24 protein-coding genes are annotated in these 26294 nt (G+C 74.0%); 11 read left to right on the top strand and 13 right to left on the bottom strand.

The features are described 5' to 3' along the window. Positions 1–12 precede the first annotated feature (12 nt). Positions 13–252: a hypothetical protein gene (locus QA634_RS26720; protein WP_012335016.1), complete on the bottom strand. Its 240-nt coding sequence runs from the start codon at positions 250–252 to the stop codon at positions 13–15. 186 nt (positions 253–438) lie between these two features. Between QA634_RS26720 and QA634_RS26715 the strand changes: the two genes are divergently transcribed. Continuing rightward, a complete protein-coding gene (locus QA634_RS26715; RefSeq protein WP_043701636.1) occupies positions 439–1053 on the top strand; it encodes a DUF1643 domain-containing protein in 615 nt (204 codons plus the stop codon). An 8-nt stretch (positions 1054–1061) separates the two neighbouring features. On the opposite strand, the gene QA634_RS26710 is transcribed toward QA634_RS26715, so the two are convergent. The 3 genes from QA634_RS26710 to QA634_RS26700 form a co-directional block, all read right to left on the bottom strand. Next, positions 1062–2309, bottom strand: coding sequence for a L,D-transpeptidase family protein (locus QA634_RS26710; RefSeq protein WP_012335014.1), 1248 nt, complete (start codon positions 2307–2309; stop codon positions 1062–1064). Between the two features lie 76 nt (positions 2310–2385). Next, on the bottom strand, positions 2386–3090 hold the full coding sequence (locus tag QA634_RS26705) for a haloacid dehalogenase type II (RefSeq protein ID WP_012335013.1): 705 nt from the start codon (positions 3088–3090) through the stop codon (positions 2386–2388). Positions 3091–3188: 98 nt separating this feature from the next. Continuing rightward, complete coding sequence (locus QA634_RS26700) at positions 3189–4007, bottom strand: hypothetical protein (protein ID WP_026190708.1); 819 nt, start codon at positions 4005–4007, stop codon at positions 3189–3191. A gap of 212 nt (positions 4008–4219) precedes the next feature. On the opposite strand from QA634_RS26700, the gene QA634_RS26695 reads away from it, so the two are divergent. After that, entirely contained in the window at positions 4220–4819 is a 600-nt protein-coding gene (locus QA634_RS26695) for a superoxide dismutase (RefSeq protein WP_012335011.1), read from the top strand. A 240-nt stretch (positions 4820–5059) separates the two neighbouring features. Here the strand turns inward: QA634_RS26695 and QA634_RS26690 are convergent, their stop codons facing one another. After that, entirely contained in the window at positions 5060–5938 is an 879-nt protein-coding gene (locus QA634_RS26690) for a ChbG/HpnK family deacetylase (RefSeq protein WP_012335010.1), read from the bottom strand. A gap of 94 nt (positions 5939–6032) precedes the next feature. On the opposite strand from QA634_RS26690, the gene QA634_RS26685 reads away from it, so the two are divergent. From QA634_RS26685 to QA634_RS26675, 3 genes are all read left to right on the top strand, one after another. Next, on the top strand, positions 6033–7052 hold the full coding sequence (locus tag QA634_RS26685) for a glycosyltransferase family 2 protein (RefSeq protein WP_012335009.1): 1020 nt from the start codon (positions 6033–6035) through the stop codon (positions 7050–7052). Between the two features lie 43 nt (positions 7053–7095). Then, on the top strand, positions 7096–8625 hold the full coding sequence (gene murJ / locus QA634_RS26680) for a murein biosynthesis integral membrane protein MurJ (protein ID WP_012335008.1): 1530 nt from the start codon (positions 7096–7098) through the stop codon (positions 8623–8625). Positions 8626–8928: 303 nt separating this feature from the next. Then, positions 8929–9840, top strand: coding sequence for a hypothetical protein (locus QA634_RS26675; RefSeq protein WP_012335007.1), 912 nt, complete (start codon positions 8929–8931; stop codon positions 9838–9840). Positions 9841–10098: 258 nt separating this feature from the next. On the opposite strand, the gene QA634_RS26670 is transcribed toward QA634_RS26675, so the two are convergent. The 3 genes from QA634_RS26670 to QA634_RS26660 all read right to left on the bottom strand — a co-directional run bounded on the left by QA634_RS26670 (position 10099) and on the right by QA634_RS26660 (position 12951). Then, a complete protein-coding gene (locus QA634_RS26670) occupies positions 10099–10551 on the bottom strand; it encodes an RrF2 family transcriptional regulator (protein ID WP_012335006.1) in 453 nt (150 codons plus the stop codon). A gap of 74 nt (positions 10552–10625) precedes the next feature. Beyond that, positions 10626–11450, bottom strand: a complete 825-nt coding sequence (locus tag QA634_RS26665) for an NADPH-dependent oxidoreductase (RefSeq protein ID WP_012335005.1) — start codon at positions 11448–11450, stop codon at positions 10626–10628. A gap of 175 nt (positions 11451–11625) precedes the next feature. Then, positions 11626–12951, bottom strand: a complete 1326-nt coding sequence (locus QA634_RS26660) for an LLM class flavin-dependent oxidoreductase (protein WP_043702676.1) — start codon at positions 12949–12951, stop codon at positions 11626–11628. A gap of 399 nt (positions 12952–13350) precedes the next feature. Between QA634_RS26660 and QA634_RS26650 the strand changes: the two genes are divergently transcribed. Further along, on the top strand, positions 13351–13875 hold the full coding sequence (locus tag QA634_RS26650) for a hypothetical protein (protein ID WP_083784735.1): 525 nt from the start codon (positions 13351–13353) through the stop codon (positions 13873–13875). Positions 13876–13942: 67 nt separating this feature from the next. Here the strand turns inward: QA634_RS26650 and QA634_RS26645 are convergent, their stop codons facing one another. Next, positions 13943–14212 (bottom strand): hypothetical protein, encoded by a 270-nt coding sequence (locus tag QA634_RS26645; protein WP_043701630.1) that lies wholly within the window; start codon positions 14210–14212, stop codon positions 13943–13945. 213 nt (positions 14213–14425) lie between these two features. Between QA634_RS26645 and QA634_RS26640 the strand changes: the two genes are divergently transcribed. The 5 genes from QA634_RS26640 (at position 14426) to QA634_RS26620 (ending at position 21026) form a co-directional block, all read left to right on the top strand. After that, the gene (locus QA634_RS26640) at positions 14426–17047 is read left to right on the top strand and encodes an ATP-binding protein (protein ID WP_012335003.1); all 2622 of its coding nucleotides are present in this window, start codon (positions 14426–14428) and stop codon (positions 17045–17047) included. Further along, positions 17044–17436 carry a response regulator gene (locus QA634_RS26635; RefSeq protein ID WP_012335002.1) on the top strand — a complete coding sequence of 131 codons (393 nt, stop codon included), beginning with the start codon at positions 17044–17046 and terminating at the stop codon, positions 17434–17436. The genes QA634_RS26640 and QA634_RS26635 overlap by 4 nt, the downstream gene beginning before the upstream one ends. Continuing rightward, positions 17433–18698 (top strand): adenylate/guanylate cyclase domain-containing protein, encoded by a 1266-nt coding sequence (locus QA634_RS26630; protein ID WP_012335001.1) that lies wholly within the window; start codon positions 17433–17435, stop codon positions 18696–18698. Before QA634_RS26635 ends, QA634_RS26630 begins: the two co-directional genes overlap by 4 nt. 245 nt (positions 18699–18943) lie before the next feature. Then, positions 18944–19927, top strand: coding sequence for an ABC transporter substrate-binding protein (locus QA634_RS26625; protein ID WP_012335000.1), 984 nt, complete (start codon positions 18944–18946; stop codon positions 19925–19927). Positions 19928–19982: 55 nt separating this feature from the next. Further along, a complete protein-coding gene (locus QA634_RS26620) occupies positions 19983–21026 on the top strand; it encodes an ABC transporter substrate-binding protein (protein ID WP_283026923.1) in 1044 nt (347 codons plus the stop codon). Between the two features lie 326 nt (positions 21027–21352). On the opposite strand, the gene QA634_RS26615 is transcribed toward QA634_RS26620, so the two are convergent. The 4 genes from QA634_RS26615 to QA634_RS26600 all read right to left on the bottom strand — a co-directional run bounded on the left by QA634_RS26615 (position 21353) and on the right by QA634_RS26600 (position 25845). After that, on the bottom strand, positions 21353–23146 hold the full coding sequence (locus tag QA634_RS26615; RefSeq protein WP_043701627.1) for a sensor histidine kinase: 1794 nt from the start codon (positions 23144–23146) through the stop codon (positions 21353–21355). Between the two features lie 223 nt (positions 23147–23369). Next, positions 23370–24071 carry a tRNA (guanosine(46)-N7)-methyltransferase TrmB gene (gene trmB, locus QA634_RS26610; protein WP_012334998.1) on the bottom strand — a complete coding sequence of 234 codons (702 nt, stop codon included), beginning with the start codon at positions 24069–24071 and terminating at the stop codon, positions 23370–23372. Between the two features lie 51 nt (positions 24072–24122). Beyond that, on the bottom strand, positions 24123–25301 hold the full coding sequence (gene metK / locus QA634_RS26605) for a methionine adenosyltransferase (protein ID WP_012334997.1): 1179 nt from the start codon (positions 25299–25301) through the stop codon (positions 24123–24125). A gap of 94 nt (positions 25302–25395) precedes the next feature. Continuing rightward, positions 25396–25845: a helix-turn-helix domain-containing protein gene (locus QA634_RS26600; protein WP_012334996.1), complete on the bottom strand. Its 450-nt coding sequence runs from the start codon at positions 25843–25845 to the stop codon at positions 25396–25398. Positions 25846–26294 lie beyond the last annotated feature (449 nt).

Raw genomic sequence — 26294 nt, 5'->3', positions numbered from 1 at the left:
GGGCCGGGCGGATCAGGTGCGCTGCGCGCCCGCGTTGCTCGGGGCGGTGTGGTCCGGGTCGGCGGGCCGGGGTGCCGTGGTGCCGGTGGTGCCCGGATCGGCGGGCCTGACCCGCTCGGGCAGGGTCTGAGCCGGGGCCGGCATGTTCGGCGCCTGCTCGCGGCTCTTCTGCGGCGTCTCCGTCGCCTGCGCCAGCATGGCCGCTCCGAGCAGGCTCAGCACCAAGGTCGTTCGTCGGTTCATGAGCTTCATGACAGGTGTTCCTCCGATCTGTCCGAGTAATGGCCGGCGCCGACCTCCGGTTCCGAGCGGCCGGACCGGCGCGTCAGCGCGCGGGCCGCGCCTGCGGCCGCGCCGGCACTGGCGCACGCGGGGATGCGGTGCGGTCCGGACCGGCGCGGCGGCCCCTCCGCCCCGTCGCGGCTGACGGGGGGCACCGTGGGCCTCGCGATCCAAGGCTCGGCCACCTTCAGCGCCTGCGGGCAGCACCGTCCGCGCCTCGACCGCTGGTGGTCGGACGCGCCCCGCGCCCTGGTCTGCGCGGCCAATCCGAGCCGGGCGGATGCCGCGCGCCAGGACCCGACCAATTGCCGGCTCGTGGCCCTGCTCCGGGGCCGGCCGGGGATCGGCGGCTACACGCTCGTCAATGCCGAGGACCGCATCACCCCGCATCCGGAGGCGCTGCGCCGCTGGCTCGCGGGCCTGACCCCCGCGGCCCGCGCGGCGCGGCGCGAGGCGAACCTCGCCGTCATCCGGGCGCTCGCCTCGGCGGCGCCCCTGCGCGTCGCGGCCTGGGGAACGCTCCTTGCGCCGGGGCCGGACCAGGAGCGCCTCGTCGCGGCGCTCACGCTGGACGGGGCGCACGACCTCTACGCCTTCGGGCTGACGGCCGAGGGGGCCCCGATCCACCCGCTGGCGCGGGGGCGCTGGCGCGTGCCCCTCGGGGCGCCGCTGGTGCTCTGGCGCCGCGGCTCCGGCCGGGCCCCGCCCTTCCCGGGAGCGGCGTCGCATCCGGCTGTTCCCGGGCGCGAGGACGGGCCCTCCCGCCCGTGAGGGCCCCGTCAGGGCAGGGCGCTGAGCCGCTCCTGGGGGCGCGGCCCCTGGGCCGCGGCGAGCCAGTTGGGATCGGCCCGCAACGGGTCGAACCGGGTCGGCTCGGCGCCGAGGCGCGGCGCGCCGACGAGGAGCGGCCGGCCCGCCGGGGCCGGCAGCGCCAGGGAGAGCCGCGTCGCGCCCTCCGCCAGGGGCGTGCGGGCGAAGAGGGACGGCTCGGTCGCGATCACCGGCAGCGGGATGAGCACCGGCGCGGACGGGGGAGGGGCGGCGAGGCGGACGCGGTGGGCCGGGATCGTCACCACCTCGTGGCCCGCGAAGGCGAGCGCCTCCGGCCGGCTGACCTCGCCGAGGGGCGCGCCCCGGCGCAGCAGCGCCGCGAAGACGGGGTGCTGGCCGCCATCCGCGTAGGTGGTGCGCACCGCCTCGATCCCCCGCGCCACGAGGTCGCCGATCCTCGCCTCCTCGGCGGCGTGGTGGGCCTGGGCGGCCGCCTCCACGGCCGGGTCCGGATAGGGCGCGAAGGCGTAGCGCCCGCCCGCGACGGTGACGAGCGGCTCGCGGCCGGTCGCCTCGAAGCGGTCCGCCCCCTCCTTGAGCTGGCGCCAGAAATCGATGTTGGGGTCAAGGCGATGCCGCGCCAGCGCGGCGGCGCTCATCCGGAACGGATAGGCCTGGAACTGGAAGGCGGCCTGCCCGCCCGCGAAGGCCTCGCGGGCGAGCGCGAAGATCTCGCTCACCTGCGCGTCGGTCATGGCGAAGCACCCGGCCGAGGAGCAGGTGCCGTGCACCATCAGGGCGGATCCGGTGCCGCCATGCGCCCGGTCGTAGGCGTTGGGGTAGCCGACGTCGAAGGACAGGTAGTAGCGGGAATTCGGGTTCATCTGCGCCGGGCGGATGCTGTAGAAACCCTCCGGCGCCTGGCGGTCGCCGCTCCTCCGCTTGGGGCCGAGCTGGCCCGACCAGCGGCAGATCGGGAAGGTCTTGAGGTGCGCGAAGCGCCCGTCGGCGCCGCGCGTCCAGACCTCGATCTCGGCCTCCTTCTTGAAGGCGCGCATCAGGATCGGGGCGCCCGGCGCGGTGCCCCGCGCGGCCATCAGGGCGAGGGTCGGCCCCGGGATCGGGGCCAGGTGCTTGGCAGAGAGGTGCTTGGCAGGGAGGTGCTTGGGGGCGGGCGCGGCCCGGCCGGGGCCGGCCGGCAGCAGCGCCAGCGCGGCGGCGACCAGCGCCAGGATCCTCGCGCGAGACCTCGCCATCCGTCCTCCCGCTCCCCCTGCCGCCGCGGGGCTCTCGCACGCCATCGTGGGGATCTTGGGGCAGCCCGCGCCCGGCTCAGCCGGACAGGAGCGCGTCGAGCCGGTCGATCACCCGGACCGGGGGCAGGTCCGCGTACTCGTCGGGACGGCCCGCGCGGTTGACCCAGACCGGCGCGAGGCCGAAGGCGCAGGCCCCCGCCACGTCCCAGCGGTTCGAGGAGACGAACAGGATCTCCGGGGCGGCGAGTCCGAGATGCGCGGTGGCCAGCGCGTAGGCGCGCGGACTGGTCTTGAAGATCCCGGCCGGATCGACCGAGAGCACGGCGTCGAGCAGCGGCCCGAGCCGGGCGGCGCGCACGGCCTCGTCGAGCATCGGCCCGTCGCCGTTCGACAGGATCGCGGTCCGCAGCCCCCGCGCCCGCAGCGCTTCGAGGGTGGCGGGAACCTCCGGATAGGCGTCGAGGGTCCGGTAGGCGTCGAGGAGCGCCGGCCGCAGGGCCGGATCGACGCCCGGGTGCAGGGCGAGCGCGGTGTCGAGGGCCTGCTCGGTCAGGCGGCGGAACGGGGCGTAGCGCCCGATCAGCGACAGGACCCAGCTGTATTCGAGCTGCTTCTGCCGCCAGGTCTCGGAGAGGCTCGCCGCCTGCGGCCCCAGGGCGGCGGCGTGGCGCTGCACGGCGGAATGCACGTCGAACAGGGTGCCGTAGGCGTCGAAGACGACGGCGCGGACGGGGTTCATGGCAGGGAGCGAGGGGGAGGGCGAGAGGATGGGAGCGGGCATCGGCGACCTCGAATGCGGGAGCGGGCGGCAGGCCGGTCCCCCGGGACCGATCCCAGCATTCGCCGGGCCCGGTCGCAAAGGCCGCCCTCGGGCCCGGGTCAGGCCGCGCCGGAGCGCATCTCCCCGCCGGCCTCGCCGCCCTCGGCGATGAAGACCTTGAGCTCGTCGAGCGACGTGAACCGGTACTTGCCCCCCGGCGTCTGCGCGTCGATCGTGCCGTCCGCGTACATCACGTAGGTGTTGCCCCCCGACGCGTAGGTGCCGACGATGGCCGGCTCCTCAGGGGCAGCCGGCTCCGGCGCGGTCTCGGCGGCCTCGGCGGAGGGCGCCGGCGCGGGGGAGTCCGGCGGCGTCTCCGCCGGCGCGGGCTCCGGCTCCTCGGCCGGGTCGGGCTCGGCCCGGGTCAGGCGCAGCTCGGGTGCGGCCGCGTCGGCCGCGGCCGCGTCGGGCGCCGCGGCCGGAGCGGGCGCCGCGAGGGCCGCCGCCCCGGCCACCCCCGCCCCGCCGAGGGCCGCCGCGATGGCCGAGGCCGCCGCGGGCTCCGGCGCCGTCCCCTCGGGCGTGCTGGTTCCGGCGTTCCCTGGGCCCGCCGGGGCGGGACCGGCCGTCTGGAACGGCATCGCGGGCGGGGGCGGCAGCGGCTCCGCTGGCCGCGTCGCGGGGCCGGGGCCGGGAAAGGAGTGGGGTTCCGCGCGCGGGCCGGACGCGGCGGGCTGCGCCAGCAGGCGCTCGATCCGCGCGAGGCGCGTCACCGCCACCGCGAGGCCGAGGAGCAGCGCGCCGCCGCTGGCCCCGACCGTGCCGGCGATGACCATGGTCCAGCCGATCTCCAGCCGCACGTAGGGAATGCCCTGCACCACCGAGGCGAGCCCGCCCAGGATCATCAGCAGGGCGAGCGCGAACAACGCACCGATCATCACACCACTCGAACCGCGCGGCCTCGCCGCCTACGGCCGAGATTAAGCGCCCGCGGCGGGTTTTCAAAACCGGGCCGGCCCGCTCGCCCGGCCGACGGCCCCCGCGGCACGTTGCCGGAGGCCGCCGCGCGACTTACCTAACGCCCGGATCCCGCGCCGCAGCGAGGCTGCCGGCCGGCGGGTCCGCCGCCCTCTTGATGCGGAGACACACCATGGCCTTCACGCTGCCCGAACTGCCCTACGCCTACGACGCGCTGCAGCCCTACATGTCGAAGGAAACCCTCGAGTTTCACCACGACAAGCACCACAAGGCCTACGTCGATACCGGCAACAAGCTGCTCGAAGGGTCGGAGCTGGCGGGCAAGTCCGTCGAGGAGGTGGTGAAGGCGTCCTACGGCCAGAACCAGCCGCTCTTCAACAACGCGGGCCAGCACTACAACCACATCCACTTCTGGCAATGGATGAAGCCGAACGGCGGCGGCGCCATCCCGGGCGCGCTCGAGAAGAAGATCGCCGAGGATCTGGGCGGCGCCGACAAGTTCAAGGCGGATTTCATCCAGGCCGGCGTGTCGCAGTTCGGCTCGGGCTGGGCCTGGCTCGCGGTCCGGAACGGCAAGCTCGAGATCATGAAGACCCCCAACGGCGAGAACCCGCTGGTGCACGGGGCCAAGCCGATCCTCGGCGTCGACGTCTGGGAGCATTCCTACTACATCGACTACCGCAATCGCCGTCCCGACTACCTCAAGGCCTTCATCGAGAACTTGGTGAACTGGGAGCACGTGGAGAAAATGTACCACGAGGCGATCGCCTGATCCGGGATCCGCTTGATCGAAGCGGATCCCGGATCACGAGCCCGCGCGGCGCCTGAGCGAAGCCGACATCCGCATTGCCGAAATGGAAGATGGCGAAGCAATCAACCGGATGGCGTATGACAGGCCTCGTTATGCGCCGCCGCCGCGCGGCGCGCTCCTCTCCCCGATGCGGGGAGAGGAGCCGGCCCGCGGTGACCGTCGAGCCGCGACGCCCTCCGAGGACCGAGCTGCCCCGGCTGGTCAGCCGGGTCCTCCGCCGCCGCAGGACCCGCGCGCTCCGGGGGCTGGCGCGAGGCGCAAGCCCTCCCGCTCCAGGAAGGTCGCGAACCGCTCCGAGGCGAGGTAGGCGAGCTCCGCCGGCCGGCTCGCGACCACCGGGTCGAGGGCCCGCAGGGCGTCGTCCGCCTCGCCCGGATGGCACATGACGAGGGGCGCCGGGCCGAGCCGGGCGAAGGCCCGCTCGAAGGACTCCGCGAACCCGCTGCCGGGCGCGAAATCCGAGAAGCCCGAGAAGCCGCGGTTGGTCGGGAACCCCGCCCGGACCGCCGCGCGCCGGAAGCCGAGCGCGAGGGCGCGCACGAGCCCGGCCTTCGGGGCCGAGGGCCGGGCCAGGAGGGCGGCGAGGCGGTCGCCCGGATCGCGCAGCCAGGTCCGCCCGGCCAGGCCCCGCCGGGCGAGCACCGCGAGGAGCGCGCCCCGCAGCCCGGGCAGCACGTGCACGTGCTGGTGCCCGTCGACGAAGTCCGGCGGGCGGCCGAGGGCCCGCTCGAAGGCGTCGAGCTGGCGGGCGATCTCGCCCTCGGTCTCGGCGGCATCGAGGGCGCCCGCGAAGGCCGCCCGCATCAGCCGCCCCAGGGACGGCAGGGCGCCGCCGGGGGCGAGCCGCGGCATCGGCCCGAGCGGCGCGCCCGCCGTCAGCGTGAGGTGCAGGCCGAGCCCGACCCGCCCGGCGACCTCGCGCAGGGGCGGGGCCGCCGGGGCGAAGGAGGGCAGGTTCGTCATCAACCCCGTCGCCGAGATCCGGCCGGCCCGGGCGAGGGCCAGGATCCCGCGGCTCACCCCGGGGCTCAGCCCGTAATCGTCGGCGCAGAGCACGATCGGTCGCCGTTCAGGTGGCATGCGCTACAGCATTCCCTTGATCCGGCGCGCGGCGCCGGTTCTTGATCCCGCGCAAGGCCGGCCTTGCCCGGCACAGACATCGAGGAACGGCACCGTGGAGCTGTTCAGGCCAAGCGACCCGGTCGACCTCAGCGTCGTCATACCGGTCTACAACGAGAGCGCCAATGTCGGGCCGCTCCTTGCCCGCCTCCTGCCCGTGCTGGAGCGCATCGGCCCGGCCTTCGAGGTGCTGTTCGTCGATGACGGCAGCCGCGACGCCACCGCCGCGGTGATCGCCGCGCACCATGCGGGCGAGCCGCGCATCGGCGCGGTCTCGTTCAGCCGCAACTTCGGCAAGGAGGTCGCGATCGCGGCCGGGCTCGACCACGCCCGCGGCCGCGCCGTGGTGCTGATGGACGCCGACCTCCAGCACCCCCCGGAGCTGATCGAGACCTTCGTGGCGCTCTGGCGGGAGGGCAACGTCATGGTCTACGCCCAGCGCATGGACCGGGACGGCGAGAGCCGGCTGCGGCGCGGCTTCGCGCGGCTGTTCTACCGGCTCTTCGCCACCTTCGGCGAGATGCCGCTGCCCGAGGGGGCCGGGGATTTCCGGCTGATCGACCGCAAGGGCGTCGAGGTGCTGCGGGCGCTGCCCGAGCGCGCCCGCTTCTCGAAGGGGCTCTATTCCTGGATCGGCTTCCGCTCGGTGGGGGTGCCCTACGCGGTCGAGGCGCGCCACCACGGCGAGACCAAGTGGAGCTTCCGCAAGCTGTTCCGCTTCGCCTTCGACGGCATCACCTCGTTCTCGACCGTGCCGCTGCGGGTCTGGACCTATCTGGGCGGGGCCATCGCGGCGCTGGCGTTCCTCGCCGCCCTCTACTTCGTGGGCGAGTACCTGTTCCGCGGGCCGAACGTGCCGGGCTACGCCTCGCTCATCGTGTCGGTGATGTTCTTCTCGGGCATCCAGCTGATGTCGCTCGGCATCATCGGGGAGTATATCGGGCGGATCTTCGCGGAGGTGAAGCGGCGCCCGCTCTACGTGGTCGCCGAGCGGATCGGCCCGGCCGCCGCCGCGCAGGCCGCGCCGTTCCCCGACGATCGCCGCGCTCGCGCCACCTTTCCGGGGGCAGTGTGACCGGGCGGGCGCCGTCGCGCCCGCATCAGGACGAGTCGTGTCGATGATCCGCAGCATCCTCTCGGTCGGCGGCTGGACCCTGGTGTCGCGGGTCACGGGCTTCCTGCGGGACGTGGTGATGGCCGCCGTGATGGGGGCCGGCCCGATCGCCGACGCCTTCGTGGTGGCCTTCCGGCTGCCGAACCACTTCCGGGCGATCTTCGGCGAGGGGGCCTTCAACGTCGCCTTCGTGCCGACCTATGCGGGGCTGGACGGGGCCGGGGAGCGGGAGGACGCGCGGCGCTTCGCGGACCGCATCTTCACCCTGATGCTGCTGATCCAGGTCGCGCTCCTCGCCCTGGCGCTGCCGATGATGCCGCTCGTCGTGCGGGCCCTCGCCCCGGGCTTCGCGGAGGAGCCGGAGAAATTCGCCCTGGCGGTCGCGCTCACCCGCATCACCTTCCCGTACCTGCTGTTCATCACCCTGGTGACGCTGCTCTCGGGGGTGCTCAACGCCCGCAAGCGCTTCGCGGCGGCGGCGGCCGCCCCGGTCCTGCTCAACCTCTCGCTGCTGGCTTCCCTCGCCCTGGCCTTCCTGTTCCCCAATGCCGCCTACGCGGCCGCCTGGGGCGTGGCGGTCTCCGGCGTGCTGCAATTCCTGCTCGTCTGGGGCGACGCCGTGCGGGCGGGGGTGGCGCCCCGGCTCGCGCGCCCGACCCTCGCCGATACCGGCATGGTGCGCTTCTTCCGCATGCTCGGGCCGGCGGTGATCGGCTCGGCGGGGGTGCAGATCGCGATGTTCGCCGACACGATCATCGCCTCCTTCCTGCCCGCTGGCGCGGTCTCGGCCCTCTACTACGCGGACCGGCTCTACCAGCTGCCCTTCGGGGTGATCGGCATCGCGGCCGGCACCGTGCTGCTGCCGGAGATGAGCCGGCGCCTCGCCTCCGGCGACGCCGCCGCGGCCCACGCGGCGCAGAACCGCGCCACCGGCTTCTCGCTCGCCCTCTCGGCGCCGTTCGCGGTGGCCTTCCTGCTGGTGCCGGACCTGATCATGACGGCCCTGTTCCAGCGCGGCGCCTTCGACGCCGAGGCGGCGGCCCGGGCCGGGGCGGTGCTGGCCGCCTACGGCCTCGCCCTGCCGGCCGCGGTGCTGATCCGCAGCATCGTGGCGAGCTTCTACGCGCGCCAGGATTCGCGCTTCCCGGTCGTCGCCTCGCTGACGGCGGTCGCCCTCAACGTCGCCCTCAAGGTGGCGCTGACCGGCCCGCTCGGCGTGACCGGCCTCGCGCTGGCCACCGCGGCGGGCGTCTGGGTGAACGTGCTGATGCTGTTCCTGGTCGCCCGCCGCCGCGGCTGGACCGCCCCGAGCCGGGCGCTCGCCGTCACGGCCTGCGGGGTGCTCGCCGGCTGCGCCGTGCTGGCGCTCGGCACCCTCGGCGGGCTGCCCCTGCTGGAGCGGCTGATGCCGCCCCTGCCGCGCTTCCGCGAGCTCGCGATCCTCTCGGCCCTCGGCGGCCTCGGCCTCCTCGCCTACGCGGCGACGCTGCTCGCGGCCCTGCGCCTGTTCCGGGTGCCCCTGCGGCGGGTGTGATCCGGGCTCCGACCGGTCCGGCGGAGACCGCTCGGCCTGCGCGGCGGGCGCCGTCCCCGGGCGGGGGAGCGGCGCGGCCCGCGCCGCGTCGGCCGGGATCCCGGCGCGGCGGGCCCGTGCGCGGCGAGGCGGGCCTCGCCGCGCGAAGCACTTTCCGTCCGCCGCAGGATCCTCTCGCGACGCCGGGTGCGGCCACGCCCTTCTCCTGCGCAAAGACGTTCTGTAAAAAGAACGTTCTCGTTGATCTTTCGGTCCATCGGATCGACAATCCGGCCGCGTTGCCGCTCCCGGAAGGAGACCCCGATGCACGGGTCAGCCGCGATCCCGCCTCCGGTGGACGGGCGCCACCACCTCGTGGTGGGTGCCACGGCCGGTGCCCTCTGTCTCACCTCCCACCTGCTGCGGCGCGATCCGCGCGCGCAGGTGACGCTGGTCGAGGGGCGCCCGGACCTCTGCCGCCTGCTGCGCCGGGAGGATTACGCCGCGATCCTGAGGACCGGCGTCGCGGACGGTGCGCGCTGGTGGCCGGAGGGCGCGTCGACCGCGTCCGAGCCGCGCGCGAGCGGCGCGCTGCGCGAGGCCGCCACCCGCCTCCACGTGGCGGAGGGGGTGTGTCTTCGCCTCGGCCGCACGGTCGGCTGCGTCGCGGCCCTCCTCGACGACGGCACCACGATCCTGGCGCGCACCGCGACGGTGACGGCGGCCGCTCCCGCGCCGCCGCGCGGCGTCGAGGCATGCGGGCCCTTGCGGGTGCTGCGCCTCGACCCCGCCGACCTGCCTCTCGGCACCGGCGTTGCCTCCCTCGCCCGCTGGCTGCGGCGCGTGCTCGGCGAGGCGCGGGCGCGCGGGATTCCCTGGACCGAGGCGGTGGACGGCGTGCGCCTGCATGCCCCGGCGCTCTGGCACCACCTGCCGCCCGCCGCGCGAGGCAGCCTGCTGCGGCACGGGCGGCGCGCCTTCGACGCGCTGGCGCGCCGGCCGGCGGAGATCCCGGCGGCGCGGACGAACCACCCGTTGCTGGCGCAGGTGCGCGCGGCCGGTCCGCAGGACGCGCTGTTCTCCGCGGACCTCTCCGACCTGATGCCCTACGCCCCCGTGCCGGACCTCCTCGACCTCGACGCGGCCTGCGCGTGGCTCGCCGCCCGCATCCTCGACGGCGGCGCCCGCGGCCGGTCGCGGCCCGTCACGGCGGCCGTCGGCCGCGCCAGCCCCTGATCCGACATCCGACGGATTGCGTCGCCATCTCCCATTTCGGCCATGCGGATGTCGGCCTCGCTCAAGCGCCGCGCGGGCTGGTCATCCCGAATCCGCTTGATCCCTTCGGGATGGCGGATTTGGGCTTCGCTCACGCGCCGCGCGGGCTCGTCATCCGCTCGATCCCTTCGGGATGGCGGATGCGGGCTTCGCTCAAGCGCCGCGCGGGCTTGCCCTGCGCTGTCCGGACGTGATCGTCCGGACGGCGGATGAGGCGGATCAGATCTGGTAGGTGATGCTACCGCCCTCGTCCGCCGCCGGCAGGTCGCGCATCTGCGCGAGCGTGAGCGTGTCGAGCACCCCCGCGATGCTGTTGCGCACCTCCAGCATCACGAGGCGCACCGCGCAGGCCCCCTCGTCGGGACAATCCTCGCAGGGGCGGTAGGCCGTGCGGCTGGCGCAGGGAACGGGGGCGAGCGGCCCGTCGAGCACGCGCACCGCGTGGCCGACCCGGATCTCCTCCGGCGGCCGCGCCAGGGCGTAGCCGCCGCCGGGCCCCTTGCGGCTGTGCACGAGGCCGGCATTGCGCAGCTCGCCCAGGATCGCGTCGAGGAACTTCTTCGGGATGTTGTTCGCCGCCGCGACCTCGGCGACGCCGATGCGGGTCCCCGGCGGCAGGGCCGCGAGGTGGACGAGCGCCTTGAGCCCGTACTTTCCCTTGTTGGTGAGCATCCCGGCTCCGCGCGGCCCCGAGGAGGATGACGTTGTCGATGGGCTCGCCGAGCGTCCCCGGCGCCGTTCCCGCGTCAGCGCAGGCCGAAGCCGAGCCGCTCCAGCGCCGCCCGGATCCTGTCGCGGCCGCTCAGCGCCTCCGGGCCGCGCACGCGGTCGAGGGCCGCCCTCGTCCAGCCCACCGGGGTCAGGCGCTGGCCTTCCTGGAAGGCGGCGAGCGTGCGGTCGTAGGCGGCGACCGCCGCCGGGTCGGCGCCCGCCCCGTAGCGCTCCCTGTAAAGGACGAGGCTCTGAGGCAGGCGCGGCTTCACCGAGGCCGGGCGCGCCGGATCGGCGTGACCGACGCAGTGGCCGAACACCGCCAGCACGTTCGAGGGCAGGCCCAGGATCTCCGCCACCGCCGCCGGATCGTTGCGCAGCGCCCCGATATAGACCGAGGCGAGGCCCAGGGATTCGAGCGCGACCGTGGCGTTCTGCGCCGCGAGCGCGGCGTCGATGATGCCGACGAACAGCGTCTCCAGATAGGCGAGCCCGTCGGTCGGGCGGTCCTTCTCGCGGCCGATCGCGGCGAGGCGCGACAGGTCGGCGAGCCAGACCAGCACGAGGGGCGCCTCGACCACGTGCCGCTGCCCGCCCGCCACCGCGGACAGGCGCCGCTTGGTCTCGGGGTCCTCCACCGCGACCACGCTCCAGGTCTGGAGGTTGGAGGAGGAGGCCGCCGACTGCGCTGCCGCGACCAGCGTCTCCAGCGTGTGCGGGGGCAGGGGATCGGGCCGGTAGGCGCGCACGGAGCGGTGGGCGAGGAGCCCCGCCAGCGTGTCGTTCCAGGCGACCGGGAGGTCGGCGCCCGCCGGCCCGTAGCGCTCCGCCAGCGCCGCGCGCGATCCCGTCCCCACCATGCTCGACCCTCCCTGCCCGGGCGGAAGCCTAGCGCAGCGGACGCCTCGCGGGAATAGTCTACTTTGTATAAAGACTATTAAGATTCAGGCCGGCCGACCCGGCTCCGTCGCGCCGCGCGGGGCGGTGCAGGGGGATCGAGCGCGCGTGCGCGACGGGCGGGCCTCGCGGCGGGCCTCACGGGAAGAAGCGGTTCGCCGGCCGCGGCAGCCCCAGGTGCTCGCGCAGCGTGCGCCCCTCGTACGCCGTGCGGAACAGCCCGCGCCGCTGCAATTCCGGCACAACCTTGCCGGTGAAGTCGTCGAGGCCCTGCGGCACGTCCGAGACCATGATCGTGAAGCCGTCGCTCGCCCCGGCCTCGATCCAGGCCTGCATCTCGTCGGCGATGCGCCGGGGCGTGCCGACCATCGCGAGGCCGGCGTAGCCGCCGAGGCGCTGCGCCAGTTGGCGCACGGTCAGGCCCTCGCGGCGGGCGAGGGCGATCGCCCGCTCGCGCCCGGTCTTCGACTGGTTGGTCTCCGGAATCGCGGGCAGCGGCCCGTCCGGATCGAAGGCGCCCGCATCGACCCCGAGCGCGATCGACAGCGCCGCGAGGGCGCTCGCCTCGTGCACGAGGCCGTCGAGGGTGGCGCGCTTCTCGCGCGCCTCCTCGTCACTGTCGCCCACCACCACGAAGCAGGCGGGCAGGATCTTCAGGTGTTGGGGATCGCGCCCGATCCTCGCCATCCGCCCGCGCACGTCCTCGGCGAAGCCGCGGCCGTCCTCCAGCGTGGCGGCCGCACCGAAGATCACCTCGGCGGTCTCGGCCGCGAGCTGGCGGCCCGCCTCCGAGGCGCCCGCCTGCACGATCACCGGCCAGCCCTGCACCGGCCGCGCGACGTTGAGGGGACCGCGCACCGCGAGGTGCTCCCCGCGATGGTCGAGGACGTGCATCCGCTCGGGGGCGAAGAACACGCCGCTCTCCACGTCGCGCAGGAACGCGTCGTCCGCGAAGGAATCCCACAGGCCCTTCACCACCTCGACGAACTCGTGCGCGCGCTCGTAGCGGTCGGCGTGCTCGGGATGGTGCTCCAACCCGAAGTTCTTCGCCGCGTCCGGGTTCGAGGTCGTGACCACGTTCCAGCCCGCCCGTCCGCCCGAGAGGTGGTCGAGGGAGGCGAACTTGCGGGCGACGTGGTAGGGCTGGTCGTAGGTGGTCGAGGCGGTGGCGACGAGGCCGATCCGCTCCGTCACCACGGCGAGCGCGGGCAGCAGCGTCAGCGGGTCGAACGACGTCACGGTCGCCGAGCGCTTGAGCGCCTCGATCGGCATGTTCAGCACCGCGAGGTGGTCGGCCATGAAGAAGGCGTCGAACTTCGCCCGCTCCAGCGTCTGCGCGAAGCGCGCGAGGTGCGCGAAGTTGAAGTTCGCGACCGGGTAACCCCCCGGATAGCGCCACCACGCAGTGTGGATGCCGACCGGGCGCATGAAGGCGCCGAGATGCAGGGTGCGGGCTCTCGCCATGGCGGTCTCCGGGCGCGCCGGGAGGCTCACCGGCGTCGGGCTGCGGATCGGCGGGAGCATGGCGGGGCCAAGCGCCGCGTCAACCGGGATGGTCTTCTGTCGGAAGAGGTTGGGCGAGACGGCGGATCTCCGGCGCCCGCCGGGACCGCGCCGCCGGGTGGCTCGGCGGCATCGCGCGGGCGGCCGCCCAGCCGTGCCGCGTCGGGCAGGGCTGATCCGGGATCCGGTCGATCGCAGCGGATCCCGGATCACGCGCCCGCGCGGCGCCTGAGCGATGCCCGAATCCGCCATCCCGAAGGCATTTTGGCGGATGTGGTGTGAGGCTCGACGCGGAAGGGCTCACGCCCCCGGCCAAGCCGGCACGAAGCCGGGGAGGGTCCGCCTGATGAAGGCCTTCACCTGCGGGTCCTTGCAGGTCTCGACGAAGCGGCGCAGGCGGGGATCGTCCTTGCGGTCCTCGCGGGCGACGAAGCGCAGCACGAACTGGTCGTCCGCCGCCCGGTCAACGAGGAGGGCGGTGTTCGGGTCGCCCCCCGCCGCGAGCGGGCAGGTGAGGTTGACCATCGCCGGCGCGACGTCGTGCGCTGCGCCGGCTGCCACGGCGCGGCGGGGGAAGGCGGGGCGGCGGACCGGCTCGTGGGCGGGCGGGGCACGCTGGCGGGCGCCGAGCCGGTGCGGACCATCGGCAGCTTCTGGCCCTACGCCACGACCCTGTTCGACTGCGTGCGCCGGGCGATGCCCTTCGACGCGCCGCAATCCCTCTCGGACCCCGAGGTCTACGCCGTCTCGGCCTGCCTCCTGCACCGCAACGGCATCCTGCCCGGGGACGCGGTCCTCGACGCGCAGAGCCTGCCCCGCGTGGCCAACCCAAACCGCGACGGCTTCGTGCCCGACGCGCGGCCTGACGTGCCGGCGGGCCGTTAGCGGCAGCGCGATGCGGCCCGCTCGATCCGGCCGATGCATCCGCGCGCGGTCCCGCGGACCGCCTCGCTCATCGCTCCGATGCCCGGCCCTCGGCCTCCAGGCGATGGATCACGTCGAGGATTGCCCGTCGATGGTGCTGCCATTCGGCCAGCGTGGCGCCCAGCATCTCCAAAAGCTGCTCTGCCTGGGCGGTGTCGTGCCCCTCTGCCCGAAGCCGCCTGATCCTGAGATCTTGTTCGGCGACGCGTCGCTCACCCGCCACGATGTCCTGCTCGGCCTTGACGAGGCCCGCCTTCTCGCGGGCGATGCGTGCGTCTCGTTCGGCAGGCGCATCCATGCCGAACAACCTGTGCCAATTCAGCCGGGTTCCTCCCCCGGCGGATCTCACGGTTATGGGCCCCGCGGGCGTCGACCGTGATCCGAGCGAGGAGGGGGAGGACGCGCCCGGCGCGCCGGCCGCGCGGTCGCCTCCGGACCCGCGGGCGCACCGCTGACGGCGCGCGCCCGCCATGGCATAGTTCCGGCCTCGGCCGAAGCCTGAGCGAGGCGAATGCATGATCTGGGGCCCGCGGCGCCCGCCGGCCGGAATCCGGCCACGACCGTGAGGGCCGCCGCGCCCGAGGCGCAGGCCGGACCCCTCCCGGCGGGCGCCCGCGCCGGGCGTCGCCGGCGCATCCCGCTCTCGGCCAAGCTCGCCGTGGCGCTGGTCGGCCTCGTGACGGTGGTGCTCGTCGTCAACGGCGCCGTGAACCTGCTGCTGAACTACGACGAGGCGAAGCGGACCGCGATCCGGGTGCAGCAGGAGAAGGCCCACGCCGCCGCCGCGCAGGTCGACGCCTTCATCGCCGAGATCGAGAACCAGATCGGCTGGACCACCCGGGCGGAGTGGCGCCGCATCCCGGTCGAGCAGCAGCGCTACGACTTCATCCGCCTGCTGCGGCAGGCGCCCGCCATCACCGAAGTGTCCTACATCGACGCGGCGGGGCGCGAGCAGCTCAAGGTCTCCCGCCTCGAACCCGACGCGGTCGGGAGCGGGCGCGACCTCTCGCAGGACGCGCGCTTCCTGCGCGCCATCGGCGACAAGGTCTGGCTCGGCCCGGTCACCTTCCGGCGGGGGTCCGAGCCCTACATGACGATCGCCATCGCGCATGCGGGCAGGAATCCGGGAGTCACCGCCGCGGAGGTGAACCTCAAGCTGATCTGGGACGTCATCGCGGCCATCCACGTCGGCGAGAAGGGCCACGCCTTCGTGGTGACCCAGCAGGGCCGCCTGATCGCGCATCCCGACCTCACCCTCGTGCTGCGCGACACCGACCTGTCGCAGACGCCGCAGGTGCGCCGGGCCCTCGACGGCGCGGCGGCGGCCCCCGAGATCACCCGCGACCTCGGCGAGCGCTCGGTGCTCACCGCCCACGCGCCGATCCGGCGCATCGGCTGGATCGTGTTCGTCCAGTCGCCCCTCGCCGAGGCCATGGCCCCGGTCTTCACCTCGCTCTACCAGACCCTCGGCCTCCTCGGCCTCGGCCTCCTGCTCGCCAGCATCGCCGGAACGCTGCTCGCCCGCCGCATGGTGGTGCCGATCCGCCGCCTGCAGGAGGGGGCGGAGCGCCTCGGGGGCGGGGACCTCTCCGAGCGCATCGCCATCCGCACCGGGGACGAGATCGAGACCCTGGCGGACCGCTTCAACCTGATGGCCGTCCGCATCCAGGATTCCTACGAGACCCTGGAGGCCAAGGTCGCGGAGCGCACCCGCACCCTCGACGAGGCGCTGCGCCAGCAGACCGCCACCGCCGAGGTGTTGAAGGTGATCAGCCGCTCGGCCTTCGACCTCGACGCCGTGCTCGCCACCCTGGCCCGCTCGGCCGCCGAATTGTGCGGCGTTCCCAGCGGACTCGTGGTCCTGCGCGAGGGCGACGCCTACCGGATCAGGGCCGGCGTGGGCCTCGCGTCCGACGGCCCGGTGCGGTGCGACTGCCCCGAGAGCGGCGGGATTCCGTGCGGCAGGGGGGCCCTCTGCGGGGAGATCCCGGCCGGGACGGCCCTCGCCGCGACGGTCGCCCGGGTCGCGGGGTCGGGCCGCGTGGAGCAGGACGAGGAGCCGGCCGGCCCGGACGGGGGAGGCCGGGCCTGGCTCGGCGTGCCGCTCCTGCGCGACGGCCCCGTCGAGGGCGTCTTCGTCCTGGCGCGGGAGGGGCCGGGCGCCTTTCCGCCCCGGCAGGTCGAGCTGGTGCAGACCTTCGCGGATCAGGCGGTGATCGCGATCGAGAACGCGCGGCTGTTCGCGGCCCTGCAGGAGCGGACGCGGGACCTCTCGTGCTCCCTGGAGGAGCTGCGCGCGGCCCAGGACCGCCTCATCCAGTCGGAGAAGCTCGCCTCGCTGGGCCAGCTCACCGCCGGCATCGCCCACGAGATCAAGAACCCGCTCAACTTCGTCAACAATTTCGCGGCCCTGTCGGCCGAGCTGGTGGACGAGCTGCGGCAGGCGCTGGCCGGCGCGCCCCTCGCCGATTCCGTGCGGGGCGAGGTCGACGAACTCGCCGGCCTCCTCAAGGGCAACCTCGCCAAGGTCGTGCAGCACGGGCGTCGCGCCGATTCGATCGTCAAGAACATGCTGCTGCACTCGCGCGAGGGGACGGGCGAGCGGCGCGAGGCCGACCTCAACGCCCTGGTGGAGGAGAGCCTCAACCTCGCCTATCACGGCGCAAGGGCGGAGAAGCCCGGCTTCAACGTGACCCTGGAGCGCCGCCTCGACCCCGCCGCCGGGACGGCCCTGCTCTACCCCCAGGAGATGACCCGCGTCCTTCTGAACCTGATCACCAACGGCTTCTACGCCCTGCGCCAGCGCGGGAGCGAGACCCCCGGCTTCGCCCCGACCCTGGTTGCCGCCACCCGGGACCTCGGGGATAAGGTCGAGATCAGGATCCGCGACAACGGCACGGGCATCCCGGACACCGTCAGGGCGAAGATGTTCACCCCCTTCTTCACGACCAAGCCGGCCGGGGAGGGCACGGGACTCGGCCTGTCGCTGAGCTACGACATCGTGGTGAAGCAGCACGGCGGCACGATCGAGGTCGCGACCGAGCCGGGCGCCTTCACCGAGTTCACGATCACGCTGCCGCGCGCCGGCGCCGCGGCGCCTCCGGGGAGGGAGCCATCGGGGAGGGGGCCATGAGCGTGCTGATCCTGGTCGTCGACGACGAGCCGGACGTGGCGGAGCTGTTCCGGCAGCAGTTCCGCCGCGACTTGCGCGCGGGCCGCTTCACCCTCGCCTTCGCGCAATCGGCCGAGGAGGCGCTGGCCCGCATCGCCGCGCCGGGCGACGCCACGTTGATCCTGGTGCTCTCGGACATCAACATGCCGGGCACGACCGGCCTCGACCTCCTGCCGCTGGTCAAGCAGGCCTGCCCCGCGGTGCCGGTGATCATGATCACCGCCTACGGCGACGCCCAGACCCGCCGGGTCGCGCAGGAGCGCGGGGCCGAGACCGTGCTGGTCAAGCCGATCGACTTCGCGGCCCTGCGGCAGGAGATCGACCGCCGCCTGGCCGGTACCGCCGCATGAGCGCCGCGCCCGCCAAGATCCTCGTCGTGGACGACGAGCCGGACCTGGAGGCGCTGATCCTCCAGACCTTCCGCCGCCGGATCCGGGAGGGCACCGTCCGCTTCCTGTTCGCCCGCGACGGCGTCGAGGCGCTCGACCTCCTGACCGAGCACCGGGACGTCGACCTCGTCGTCTCGGACATCAACATGCCGCGGATGGACGGCCTCTCGCTCCTCGCCAAGCTGCAGGAGGCGGACGAGAAGCTCTCGACCGTGATCGTCTCGGCCTACGGGGACATGGCGAACATCCGGGTCGCGATGAACCGCGGCGCCTTCGACTTCCTGACCAAGCCGATCGACTTCGCCGACTTCGAGACCACCGTCGACCGGACGGTGCTGCATGTCAGGGCCCTGCGGGAGGCGCGCCGCCGCCAGGCCGAGGCGGAGCGCGCCCACGCGACGCTGTCGCGCTACTTCTCGCCCAACCTCGCCGAGCGCTTGGCGGCCGACGCCTCCTCCCTGGCGGCCGGAGGGCACCGGCGCGACGTCGCCTCGCTGTTCACGGACGTCGCCGGCTTCACCACGCTGGTGGAGAGCCTCGACCCGGCGCTGATGGCCGAGCTGCTGAACGGCTACCTCGCCACGATGACCGGCCTCGTCTTCCGGTACGAGGGCACCGTCGCCAAGATCGTGGGCGACGCGATCCACGTGCTGTTCGGCGCCCCCGGCGAGCAGCCGGACCATGCCAGCCGGGCGGTGGCCTGCGCGCTCGCCCTCGACGAGGCCGCCCAGGCCCTGCGCGCCGCCTGGGCGGAGCGGGGCGTCAGCCTCGGCGCGACGCGCATCGGCGTCCATGCCGGGCCGGCGATCGTCGGCAATTTCGGCGGCGACCGCTTCTTCGACTACACGGCCTACGGCGACACGATCAACATCGCGGCGCGGCTGGAGGCCGCCAACAAGGTGCTCGGCACGCGGATCTGCGTGAGCGCCGCCGTAGCGGAGCGGGCGGAGGCGTTTCGCGGGCGGCCGATCGGCGACCTGCTCTTGCGCGGCAAGTCGGCCCCGCTGCGGGCCTACGAGCCGCTGAGCGAGGCCGCATACGCCGATCCGGCCACCGCCCGCTACGCGCAGGCCTTCGCGAAGCTCGCCGCCCAGGATCCCTGCGCCACGCAGGCCTTCGCGGCGCTGATCGGGCAGCGCCCCGACGACCGGCTCGCGAGCTTCCATCTCAGGCGCCTCCTCAACGGCGAGACCGGCACCCGCATCGACCTCGGCGGCGCCTGAGCGGCTTCGCCGGGCGCCGTTCCGCTCCGGATCTTGCGCCCGCATCCTTCCTGCCGCCCGCCCGGCGGCCCTCTCGGCGGACGATGCCGCGCCCTTCGGGCGCGCCGCGGCGCAGCATCCCTCGCGACGCCGCGCCGAGTTGCGGCCGCCCCTGCGCCGGGACATCTTGTGAAAGCTTCGGCACGACAGAATTCTGCGGGACCGCGACTGGTCTCGTCGGATCGGGCCGGCAAGGGAGAGGGGACATGGATCGGCGTCGATTTCTGTCCGGCCTCGGCCTCGCCCTGGTGCGACCGCGCGGGGCCGCGGCGCAGCCGGCCCCGCTCCCCGCCCTGGGCCTCCTGTGCAGCGAATCGCCGGAGCTTTGGACCTCGCGCGTCGACGCCTTCCGGGCCGGGCTCGCGGAGGCCGGATACGTCGAGGGCCGCGACGTGCGGTTCAGCTACCGCTGGGCGCGGGGGCGGAACGACCGCCTCGACGGGATGGCCGAGGATCTCGTGCGCGAGGGCGTCGCCGTCATCGTGGTCCTCGGCAACACGACCTCGGCGCTCGCCGCCAAGCGCGCGACGGAGCGGATCCCGATCGTCGTGCGGATGGCGGTCGACCCTGCGAGCATCGGGCTCGTCCAGAGCACGAGCCGGCCCGGCGGCAACCTGACCGGCTGGACCACCCTCGGCGCCCAGATCGGGCCGAAGCAGCTCGAGCTCCTGCGGGAGCTCATCCCGCCCGGGGTGGTGGTCGCGGTTCTCGTCAACCCGACGAACCCGATCCTGGCCGACCGCCAGGCGAGGGAGGTTCCCGAGGCTGCCCGCGCCCTCGGCTTCGAGCCGCTGGTGGTCACGGCGAGCGGCGACGCCGACATCGCCGCGGCCTTCGCGCGGCTGAGCGGCGCCGGAGCGCGCGGGCTGATCCTCGGCGCGGACACGTTCTTCAACAGCCGCAACGACCTGATCGCCGCGCAGGCGCGCGACGCCGCCGTGGCGGCGATCTCCGCCTACCGCGAATTCGCGCTCGCGGGCGGCCTCATGAGCTACGGCGGCAGCGTCGCCGAGGCGTCCCGCCGGGTCGGCGCCTATGTCGGCCGCATCCTCGGCGGCGAGCAGCCCGGCGACCTGCCCGTGCAGCAGATCAAGAAACTCGACCTCGTGCTCAACCTGAGGACGGCCCAGCACCTCGCCATCAAGATCCCGCTGCCGGTCCTCGCCCGCGCGGACGAGATCCTGGAATGAAGCGCGGCGTCGCCCGGGCGACGGATCCGCATCGTCGATGATCGGGGACACGCCCATGCCGGACCGGACCGCGCCGTATGCCCGGGACCCCGCCCGAGACCCCGCCCCGCCCCTCGCCGGAGGCGTCGCGCGGCGGCACCTGCTCGGGGCCGCCCTCGCGGCCGCCCTTTCCCGCGCCGGCCTCGCCCGAGGCGACGGCGCGCCGGTGCGCATCGGCTGGCTGACCGCGCAGCGCGCCGCCAGCCTCACGCCCTACATCGCCGCCCTGCGCGACGGGTTGGCCGCGGAGGGGCTCGAGGAGGGGCGCAACCTCGCCATCGCGTTCCGCTACGGAGACGACGATCTCGGCCGGGTCCCCGCCCTCGCCGGGGAGCTGGCCGCCGCCAAGGTGGCGGCGCTCCTGGTCCAGGGCGCCGCCACCCCGATCACCGCCGCGCTGCGCCTGCCGGTCCCGCTCGTCTACGTCGTCAGCGGCGATCCGGTGGCGGCCGGCCTCGCGGAGAGCTACGCGCGCCCGGGCGGCGGCATGACCGGCGTCACCCTGATGGCGGCCGAGTTCAACCGCAAGCGCCTGGACCTGCTGCGCGAGATGATCCCCGGCCTGCGCCACGTGGCGATCATCGGCAACCCGGAGCATCCCGGCGAGCAGCTGGAGCGCGCGGTCTCCCTCGACGCCGGGAGCCGGCTCGGCCTGCGGATCGACTACCACGCCACCGGGACGCCCGAAGACCTCGCCGCGGCGCTGGCGCGCCTGGCCGCCGCGCCGCCGCAGGCGCTGTCCGTCTTCGCGGACGGCTTCACCCTGCAGAATCGTCAGCGCATCATCGAGGCGGCCGCCGGCCTGCGCATCCCGGTGATTTCCGGCTGGCCGAGCTTCGCCGAGAGCGGCGCGGTCTGCACCTACGGGCCGCGCATCGCCGCCTCCTACCGGCGTCTGGCGAGCTACATCGCCCGGATCCTGAAGGGGGCGCGGCCCGGCGACCTTCCGGTCGAGCGCCCGGACGTGTTCGAACTCGTGATCAACCTGAAGGCGGCCCAGGCGCTCGGCCTCACCGTCCCGACCGCGATGCTGGCCCTCGCGGACCGGATCATCGAGTGATCCGCTGTCCGGACGATCACGTCCGGACCGCGGGTGAGAAGACCGCGCGGCCCGTGAGCGGAGCCGACATCCGCATCGCGAAGCGATCAACCGGATCCCGGATCACACGCCTGCGCGGCACCTGAGCGAAGCCGCAATCCGCCATCCCGAAGGGATCAAGCGGATTGGGTATGACACGGCATCCTGGTGATCGGTTCAGCACGGGAACCGGCCAAAGCCGTCGTTGCCTGTCCGATGTCGGCCCTGCCGCACGGCGAAGCCGATCCCGTCGCTCGCGCACCGGACGGCAGGCCCGAGAACCCGGCCGGATCCGGCCGCCGGAACCCTCAGAGCTTGGCCAGGGGATTGAGGGCCACGTTGCGCTTCGGCAGGGGGGCCAGCATGGTCAGGCGCAGGCCGTCCGGCGCGTAGTCGATCGCCACGTTCGCCTGGACCTGGGTCGAGAGCACCCGCTGCAGCAGGCGGGAGCCGAAACCCTGGCGGGTCGGCGGCGCCACCGGCGGCCCGCCCGACTCGCGCCACTCGAAGCGCAGCACGACGCGGTCGTCCTCGGGCTCCAGGGACCAGCGCACCCGCACCCGCCCGGCCCGGCCCGAGAGGGCGCCGTACTTCGCCGCGTTGGTGGTGAGTTCGTGGATCGCCATGCCGATCGGCACCGCGATCTCGGAGGCGAGGTCGACGGCCGGGCCCTCGAGGGTGACCCGCCCGTCCGCCTCCGGCGTCATCGGCCCGTCCGCGTAGGGCGTCAGCTCGTTCTCCAGGAGGCCGCGCAGGGAGGCCGTCTGCCAGACATCTTCGGTCAGGACCGAATGGGTGTGGGCGAGGGACATGATCCGCCCGACGAAGGCCTCGTAGAAGCTCTCGATGCTCGACGCGGTGCGGGCGGTCGAGCCGACGATCGCCTGCACGGTGGCGAGGGTGTTCTTCACCCGGTGGTGGAGTTCGCGGATCAGGAGCGTCTGGCGCTCCTCGGCGAGGCGCCGGTCGGTGATGTCGGCGACGACCCCGATCAGGCGGCGGGGCAGGCCGCCCGGGTTGTCGCGCTCGAAGCGCCCGGCCATCTCGATCGTGCGCCACGTCCCGTCGCTCGCCCGGCGGATGCGCCCGGTGGCGTGCAGCACGCCCTCGCCCTGGAGGGCGTCCGCGACCGCGGCCCGGAACGGCCCCTTGTCCTCCGGGTGCATCACCTCGCGGAAGAACTCGGTCATGCTGATCGTGCCGTCCTGCGGGCGGCGGCCGAAGATCTCCCACATGCGCTCGTTCTCCCAGAGCGCCTGGTCGTCGAGGAGGTGCCACTCGAAGATGCCGAGCGCCGCCACCGAGGTCGCGACCCGCAGCCGCTGCTCGCGGTCGTGCAGGGCGCGCCGGGCCTCCTCGCGGGCGGTGACGTCCTGGACGACGCCGATCATGCCGACGACCGCCCCGTCCGGGCCGAGCTGGGCGCGGCCGCGGACCGAGATCCAGACCTCCTGGCCGTCCGGGGGGCGGCGGTAGCGCAGGTCGACCGCGTAGGCCCGGCCGAGGGGCGCGGCCTCCTGCACGAGGGCGCGGGCGCGCTCCAGGTCGTCCCGGTGCAGCCGCGGCTCCAGGGTCTCCGCGGCGACGGAGGGCCCCGGGGCGAGGCCCAGGATCTCCGCGGCCCGCTCCGAGAGGGTGATCTGGCCGCTGGCCCGGCTCCAGCTCCAGTCGCCGAGCCCCGAGAAGGCCAGGGCGAGGCGGGTCTGCTCGGCGCGGGCGGCGGCGCCGTGATCCTCCGCCGGCTCGACGGTCAGCACCCGCTGCCCGTCCCGCGACGGGCCGGCCCGCACCGTCACCCAGACGGTGCCGCCGTCGCCGCGCCGCCAGCACTGCTCGATCCCGGCCCCCGACACGGGATCGGCCGGGGCGCCGGCGGCATCGACGAGGTCGGCGAGGCAGCGGCCGAGCAAATCCTCCGGCGCGGCGGCGAGCAGGGCGCAGAGCCGGGCATTGGCCGCGACGAGGCGATCGTCCGGGCCGGACAGGCAGGCGATCCCGACGGGGGCCGCCTCGAAGGCGAACCGCAGGAGCGCGTCGCCGGTGTGGCCCGGGGCCGGCGCGTCCCCCGGCCGGTCGGGCTGCTGGTCAGGCCTGTGGTCCAAGGCGCGCCCCACTGGTCTCACGCCGGGTCCGGCCGGCCCCGCCGGGTCCCCCGGCCGTCTGGAGAGGCGATCCACGCGCTCCTCGCACACCCGCGTCCGGTCGGCCCACCCGCGGGCCGCGTCGTCTCCCCGCCGCACCGCCCCGGTCGCGAGGCTTGGGCGGCGCGGATGATGACCGGCATGGCCGGCAGCCACAAGCTCCCTCGCGGAACCGCCGCCCGCGTCAGACCCGCGCGAAGCTGAGATAGGTCGGCCGGCGGCCCTGGGCGACGGCCTTCGCCTCGTAGCGGGTGCCCGGCCAGTCGGGCCAGGGCCGCGTCCACTCGTCGGCCCGCGCGGCGGTCCAGCGCAGGAAGGGGCTGCGGGCGGCGCGCACCAGGGTCCAGCCGGCGTAGTCGTCGATGTCGCTGGCGAAGCGGAAGACGCCGCCGGGGCGCAGCACCCGGGCGATCTCCGCGAGGCTCTCGTCGGAGACGAAGCGGCGCTTGCGCTGGCGGCGCTTGGGCCAGGGATCGGGATAGAGCAGGAAGAGCCGCTCCACGCAGGCGGCGGGCAGCCGCGGCAGCAGCTCCATGGCGTCGCGGTCCCAGAGCCGGACATTGGCGAGGCCGTCGTCGTCGACGGCGCGCAGGAGCTTGGCGACGCCGTTCACGAAGGGCTCGCAGCCGATGAAGCCGGTCTCCGGATGGGCGCGGGCCTGGGCGGCGAGGTGCTCCCCGCCGCCGAAACCGATCTCCAGCCACAGGGAGGCGACCGGGTGCGGGAACAGGCCGGCCGGGTCGATCGGTCCCTCGGCGGGCAGGCGCAGGCGGGGCAGGAGCGCGGCGATGCGCTCCTCCTGCCCCGCGCGCAGGCGCTTGCCCTTGCGGCGGCCGTAGAAGGCGCGGCCCCGCTCGGGGGCCGCCTCGGTCTCGTCGTCGGTCATCGAACTCTGGCGCTGCGGTGCGGAGCCGCCCCGTAGCACCGGAGGCGCGGCTCAGGCCAGGGCCGACTTCAGGGTCGCCACGAGGTCGGTCTTCTCCCAGGAGAAGCCGCCATCCCGGTCGGGCTCGCGGCCGAAATGGCCGTAGGCCGAGGTGCGGGCGTAGATCGGCTTGTTGAGGCCGAGATGCGTGCGGATGCCGCGCGGCGACAGGTCGAGGATCTCGCCCAGCACCTTCTCCAGCTTCGCCTCCTCGACGCGGCCCGTGCCGTGCAGGTCGACGTAGATCGACAGCGGCTTGGCGACGCCGATCGCGTAGGCGAGCTGGATCGTGGCGCGCCGCGACAGGCCCGCCGCCACCACGTTCTTGGCGAGGTAGCGTGCCGCGTAGGCGGCCGAGCGGTCGACCTTCGTCGGGTCCTTGCCCGAGAAGGCGCCGCCGCCGTGGGGCGCCGCGCCGCCATAGGTGTCGACGATGATCTTGCGCCCGGTCAGGCCGCAATCGCCGTCCGGGCCGCCGATCACGAACTTGCCGGTCGGGTTGACGTGCCAGACGGTCCGGTCGGTGACCCAGGAGCCGGGCAGCGCCGCGCGGATGTAGGGCTCGACGATGGCGCGCACGCCCTGCGAGTCGAGGCTCTCGTCGAGGTGCTGGGTCGAGAGCACGATCTGGGTCGCCTCGACGGGGCGCCCGCCCTCGTAGCGGACCGTGACCTGGCTCTTGGCGTCGGGGCCGAGCTTGGCGGCCTCGCCGACCCGGCCCTTGCGGGCATCCGCGAGGTCCTTGAGGATCTTGTGGGCGTAGTAGATCGGTGCCGGCATCAGGGCGGGCGTCTCGTCGGTCGCGTAGCCGAACATGATGCCCTGGTCGCCCGCGCCCTCGTCCTTGTTGCCGGACGCGTCGACGCCCTGGGCGATGTCGGCGGATTGCGCGTGCAGGTAGATGGCGACGTCGGCGTTCTTCCAGTGGAAGCCGTCCTGCTCGTAGCCGATATCCTTCACGGCGGCGCGGGTGAGCTCCTCCAGGCGCGCGAAGGTGACCGAATCGGGCCCGCGCACCTCGCCCGCGATGACGATGCGGTTCGTGGTGGCGAGCGTCTCGACGCCCAGGCGCGCCTCCGGCATCTCGGCCAGGTAGGCGTCCACGACGGTGTCGGAGATGCGGTCGCAGACCTTGTCCGGGTGGCCCTCGGAGACCGACTCGCTCGTGAACAGGTAATCGGAACGTGCCATTGCTGAGTAAACCCCCTGTCAGGCCGGGCGTGTCCGTCCGATCGTCTGCCCGACGCCTCCGGTTGGGGCGTTGTGGCAGCCGACAAACAGGAGGTCAACCCGACGAACCGGAGTTGTTCTCTATACCGAACGGGGCCGTGGTGTCGAGGGCGCGGTCGAGGGCCCTGACCACGGCGGCGAGGCGCCGGCGATCGTCGGTGAGGAGGTGCGCATCGGCCGCGCGGGCGACGGCCCCGGCGAAACCCGTCCAGGATTCCGCTCCGGCGAGCGGCGGCTGGGGGCGCTCCCGCAGGCCCGGCCCCGTCCCCTCGTCCCGCGGCATTCCCTCGAAGAAGTACCCGATCGGTACGTCGAACAGGCGGCCGACCGCGTCGAGGTCGGCGGCGCTCATCCGGTTGGCGCCCTTCTCGTACTTGCCGAACTGCGACGCCGAGATGCCGAGGCGCCCGGCCACCACGTCGCGGGGGATCTTCGCCTTCAGGCGCAGCTGCTCGATGCGCTGGCCGATATGCGCGTCGCGCGCGTCAGCGGGTTTGCCAGCCATGGGGGCTCGCCGTAGGGGGGCGCGGGCGGCGCCGTCGCGGAGGATGTCCGGATTGTTGATTCCCGATGGTTGACGAAAGGTAAACGCTCGGCGGCGGAACGGATGCGGGGCGAGAGAGGTCGACGTTTGTCCGGTGCCGAGAGGCCGACCATCTTTCGATCCGGCACCACCACGTCGCCACGATACAAGAGTGCTTCGAGGCCGCCAGCCTTCATCAGCTTGTTCTTTATCGAATAAGTAGCCGGGAGAACGAGCCTACATAGTACTGTCCGCCGCCTTGGCAGAGAAAAGAGCAAGGTGATAAACACGATATGCAATCGCTTCCTGACAATCGGGTCGGTACAACACTCGGACGGCGGTGCCATGGCTGCGCTGAATCGATCGACATCACGGCTCTTGGCCTCCCCTGCACAGAGGGGTCGGCCGATTGATCCTCAGCCTCCGAGGCT

This window comes from Methylobacterium sp. CB376 (genome assembly GCF_029714205.1).
Lineage (GTDB): Bacteria > Pseudomonadota > Alphaproteobacteria > Rhizobiales > Beijerinckiaceae > Methylobacterium.
Note: the sequence above shows the minus strand (reverse complement) of the source record. Positions and strands in the feature narration are given on the sequence as shown.

What these genes read in the sequence shown, in the direction of transcription:
- QA634_RS26720 (WP_012335016.1), bottom strand. Translation starts at nt 252, where the DNA reads ATGAAGCTCATGAACCGACGAACGACCTTGGTGCTGAGCCTGCTCGGA.
- QA634_RS26710 (WP_012335014.1), bottom strand. Translation starts at nt 2,309, where the DNA reads ATGGCGAGGTCTCGCGCGAGGATCCTGGCGCTGGTCGCCGCCGCGCTG.
- QA634_RS26705 (WP_012335013.1), bottom strand. Translation starts at nt 3,090, where the DNA reads ATGCCCGCTCCCATCCTCTCGCCCTCCCCCTCGCTCCCTGCCATGAAC.
- QA634_RS26700 (WP_026190708.1), bottom strand. Translation starts at nt 4,007, where the DNA reads ATGATCGGTGCGTTGTTCGCGCTCGCCCTGCTGATGATCCTGGGCGGG.
- QA634_RS26695 (WP_012335011.1), top strand. Translation starts at nt 4,220, where the DNA reads ATGGCCTTCACGCTGCCCGAACTGCCCTACGCCTACGACGCGCTGCAG.
- QA634_RS26690 (WP_012335010.1), bottom strand. Translation starts at nt 5,938, where the DNA reads ATGCCACCTGAACGGCGACCGATCGTGCTCTGCGCCGACGATTACGGG.
- murJ (WP_012335008.1), top strand. Translation starts at nt 7,096, where the DNA reads ATGATCCGCAGCATCCTCTCGGTCGGCGGCTGGACCCTGGTGTCGCGG.
- QA634_RS26675 (WP_012335007.1), top strand. Translation starts at nt 8,929, where the DNA reads ATGCACGGGTCAGCCGCGATCCCGCCTCCGGTGGACGGGCGCCACCAC.
- QA634_RS26670 (WP_012335006.1), bottom strand. Translation starts at nt 10,551, where the DNA reads ATGCTCACCAACAAGGGAAAGTACGGGCTCAAGGCGCTCGTCCACCTC.
- QA634_RS26665 (WP_012335005.1), bottom strand. Translation starts at nt 11,450, where the DNA reads ATGGTGGGGACGGGATCGCGCGCGGCGCTGGCGGAGCGCTACGGGCCG.
- QA634_RS26660 (WP_043702676.1), bottom strand. Translation starts at nt 12,951, where the DNA reads ATGGCGAGAGCCCGCACCCTGCATCTCGGCGCCTTCATGCGCCCGGTC.
- QA634_RS26645 (WP_043701630.1), bottom strand. Translation starts at nt 14,212, where the DNA reads ATGGATGCGCCTGCCGAACGAGACGCACGCATCGCCCGCGAGAAGGCG.
- QA634_RS26640 (WP_012335003.1), top strand. Translation starts at nt 14,426, where the DNA reads ATGCATGATCTGGGGCCCGCGGCGCCCGCCGGCCGGAATCCGGCCACG.
- QA634_RS26635 (WP_012335002.1), top strand. Translation starts at nt 17,044, where the DNA reads ATGAGCGTGCTGATCCTGGTCGTCGACGACGAGCCGGACGTGGCGGAG.
- QA634_RS26630 (WP_012335001.1), top strand. Translation starts at nt 17,433, where the DNA reads ATGAGCGCCGCGCCCGCCAAGATCCTCGTCGTGGACGACGAGCCGGAC.
- QA634_RS26625 (WP_012335000.1), top strand. Translation starts at nt 18,944, where the DNA reads ATGGATCGGCGTCGATTTCTGTCCGGCCTCGGCCTCGCCCTGGTGCGA.
- QA634_RS26620 (WP_283026923.1), top strand. Translation starts at nt 19,983, where the DNA reads ATGCCGGACCGGACCGCGCCGTATGCCCGGGACCCCGCCCGAGACCCC.
- trmB (WP_012334998.1), bottom strand. Translation starts at nt 24,071, where the DNA reads ATGACCGACGACGAGACCGAGGCGGCCCCCGAGCGGGGCCGCGCCTTC.
- metK (WP_012334997.1), bottom strand. Translation starts at nt 25,301, where the DNA reads ATGGCACGTTCCGATTACCTGTTCACGAGCGAGTCGGTCTCCGAGGGC.
- QA634_RS26600 (WP_012334996.1), bottom strand. Translation starts at nt 25,845, where the DNA reads ATGGCTGGCAAACCCGCTGACGCGCGCGACGCGCATATCGGCCAGCGC.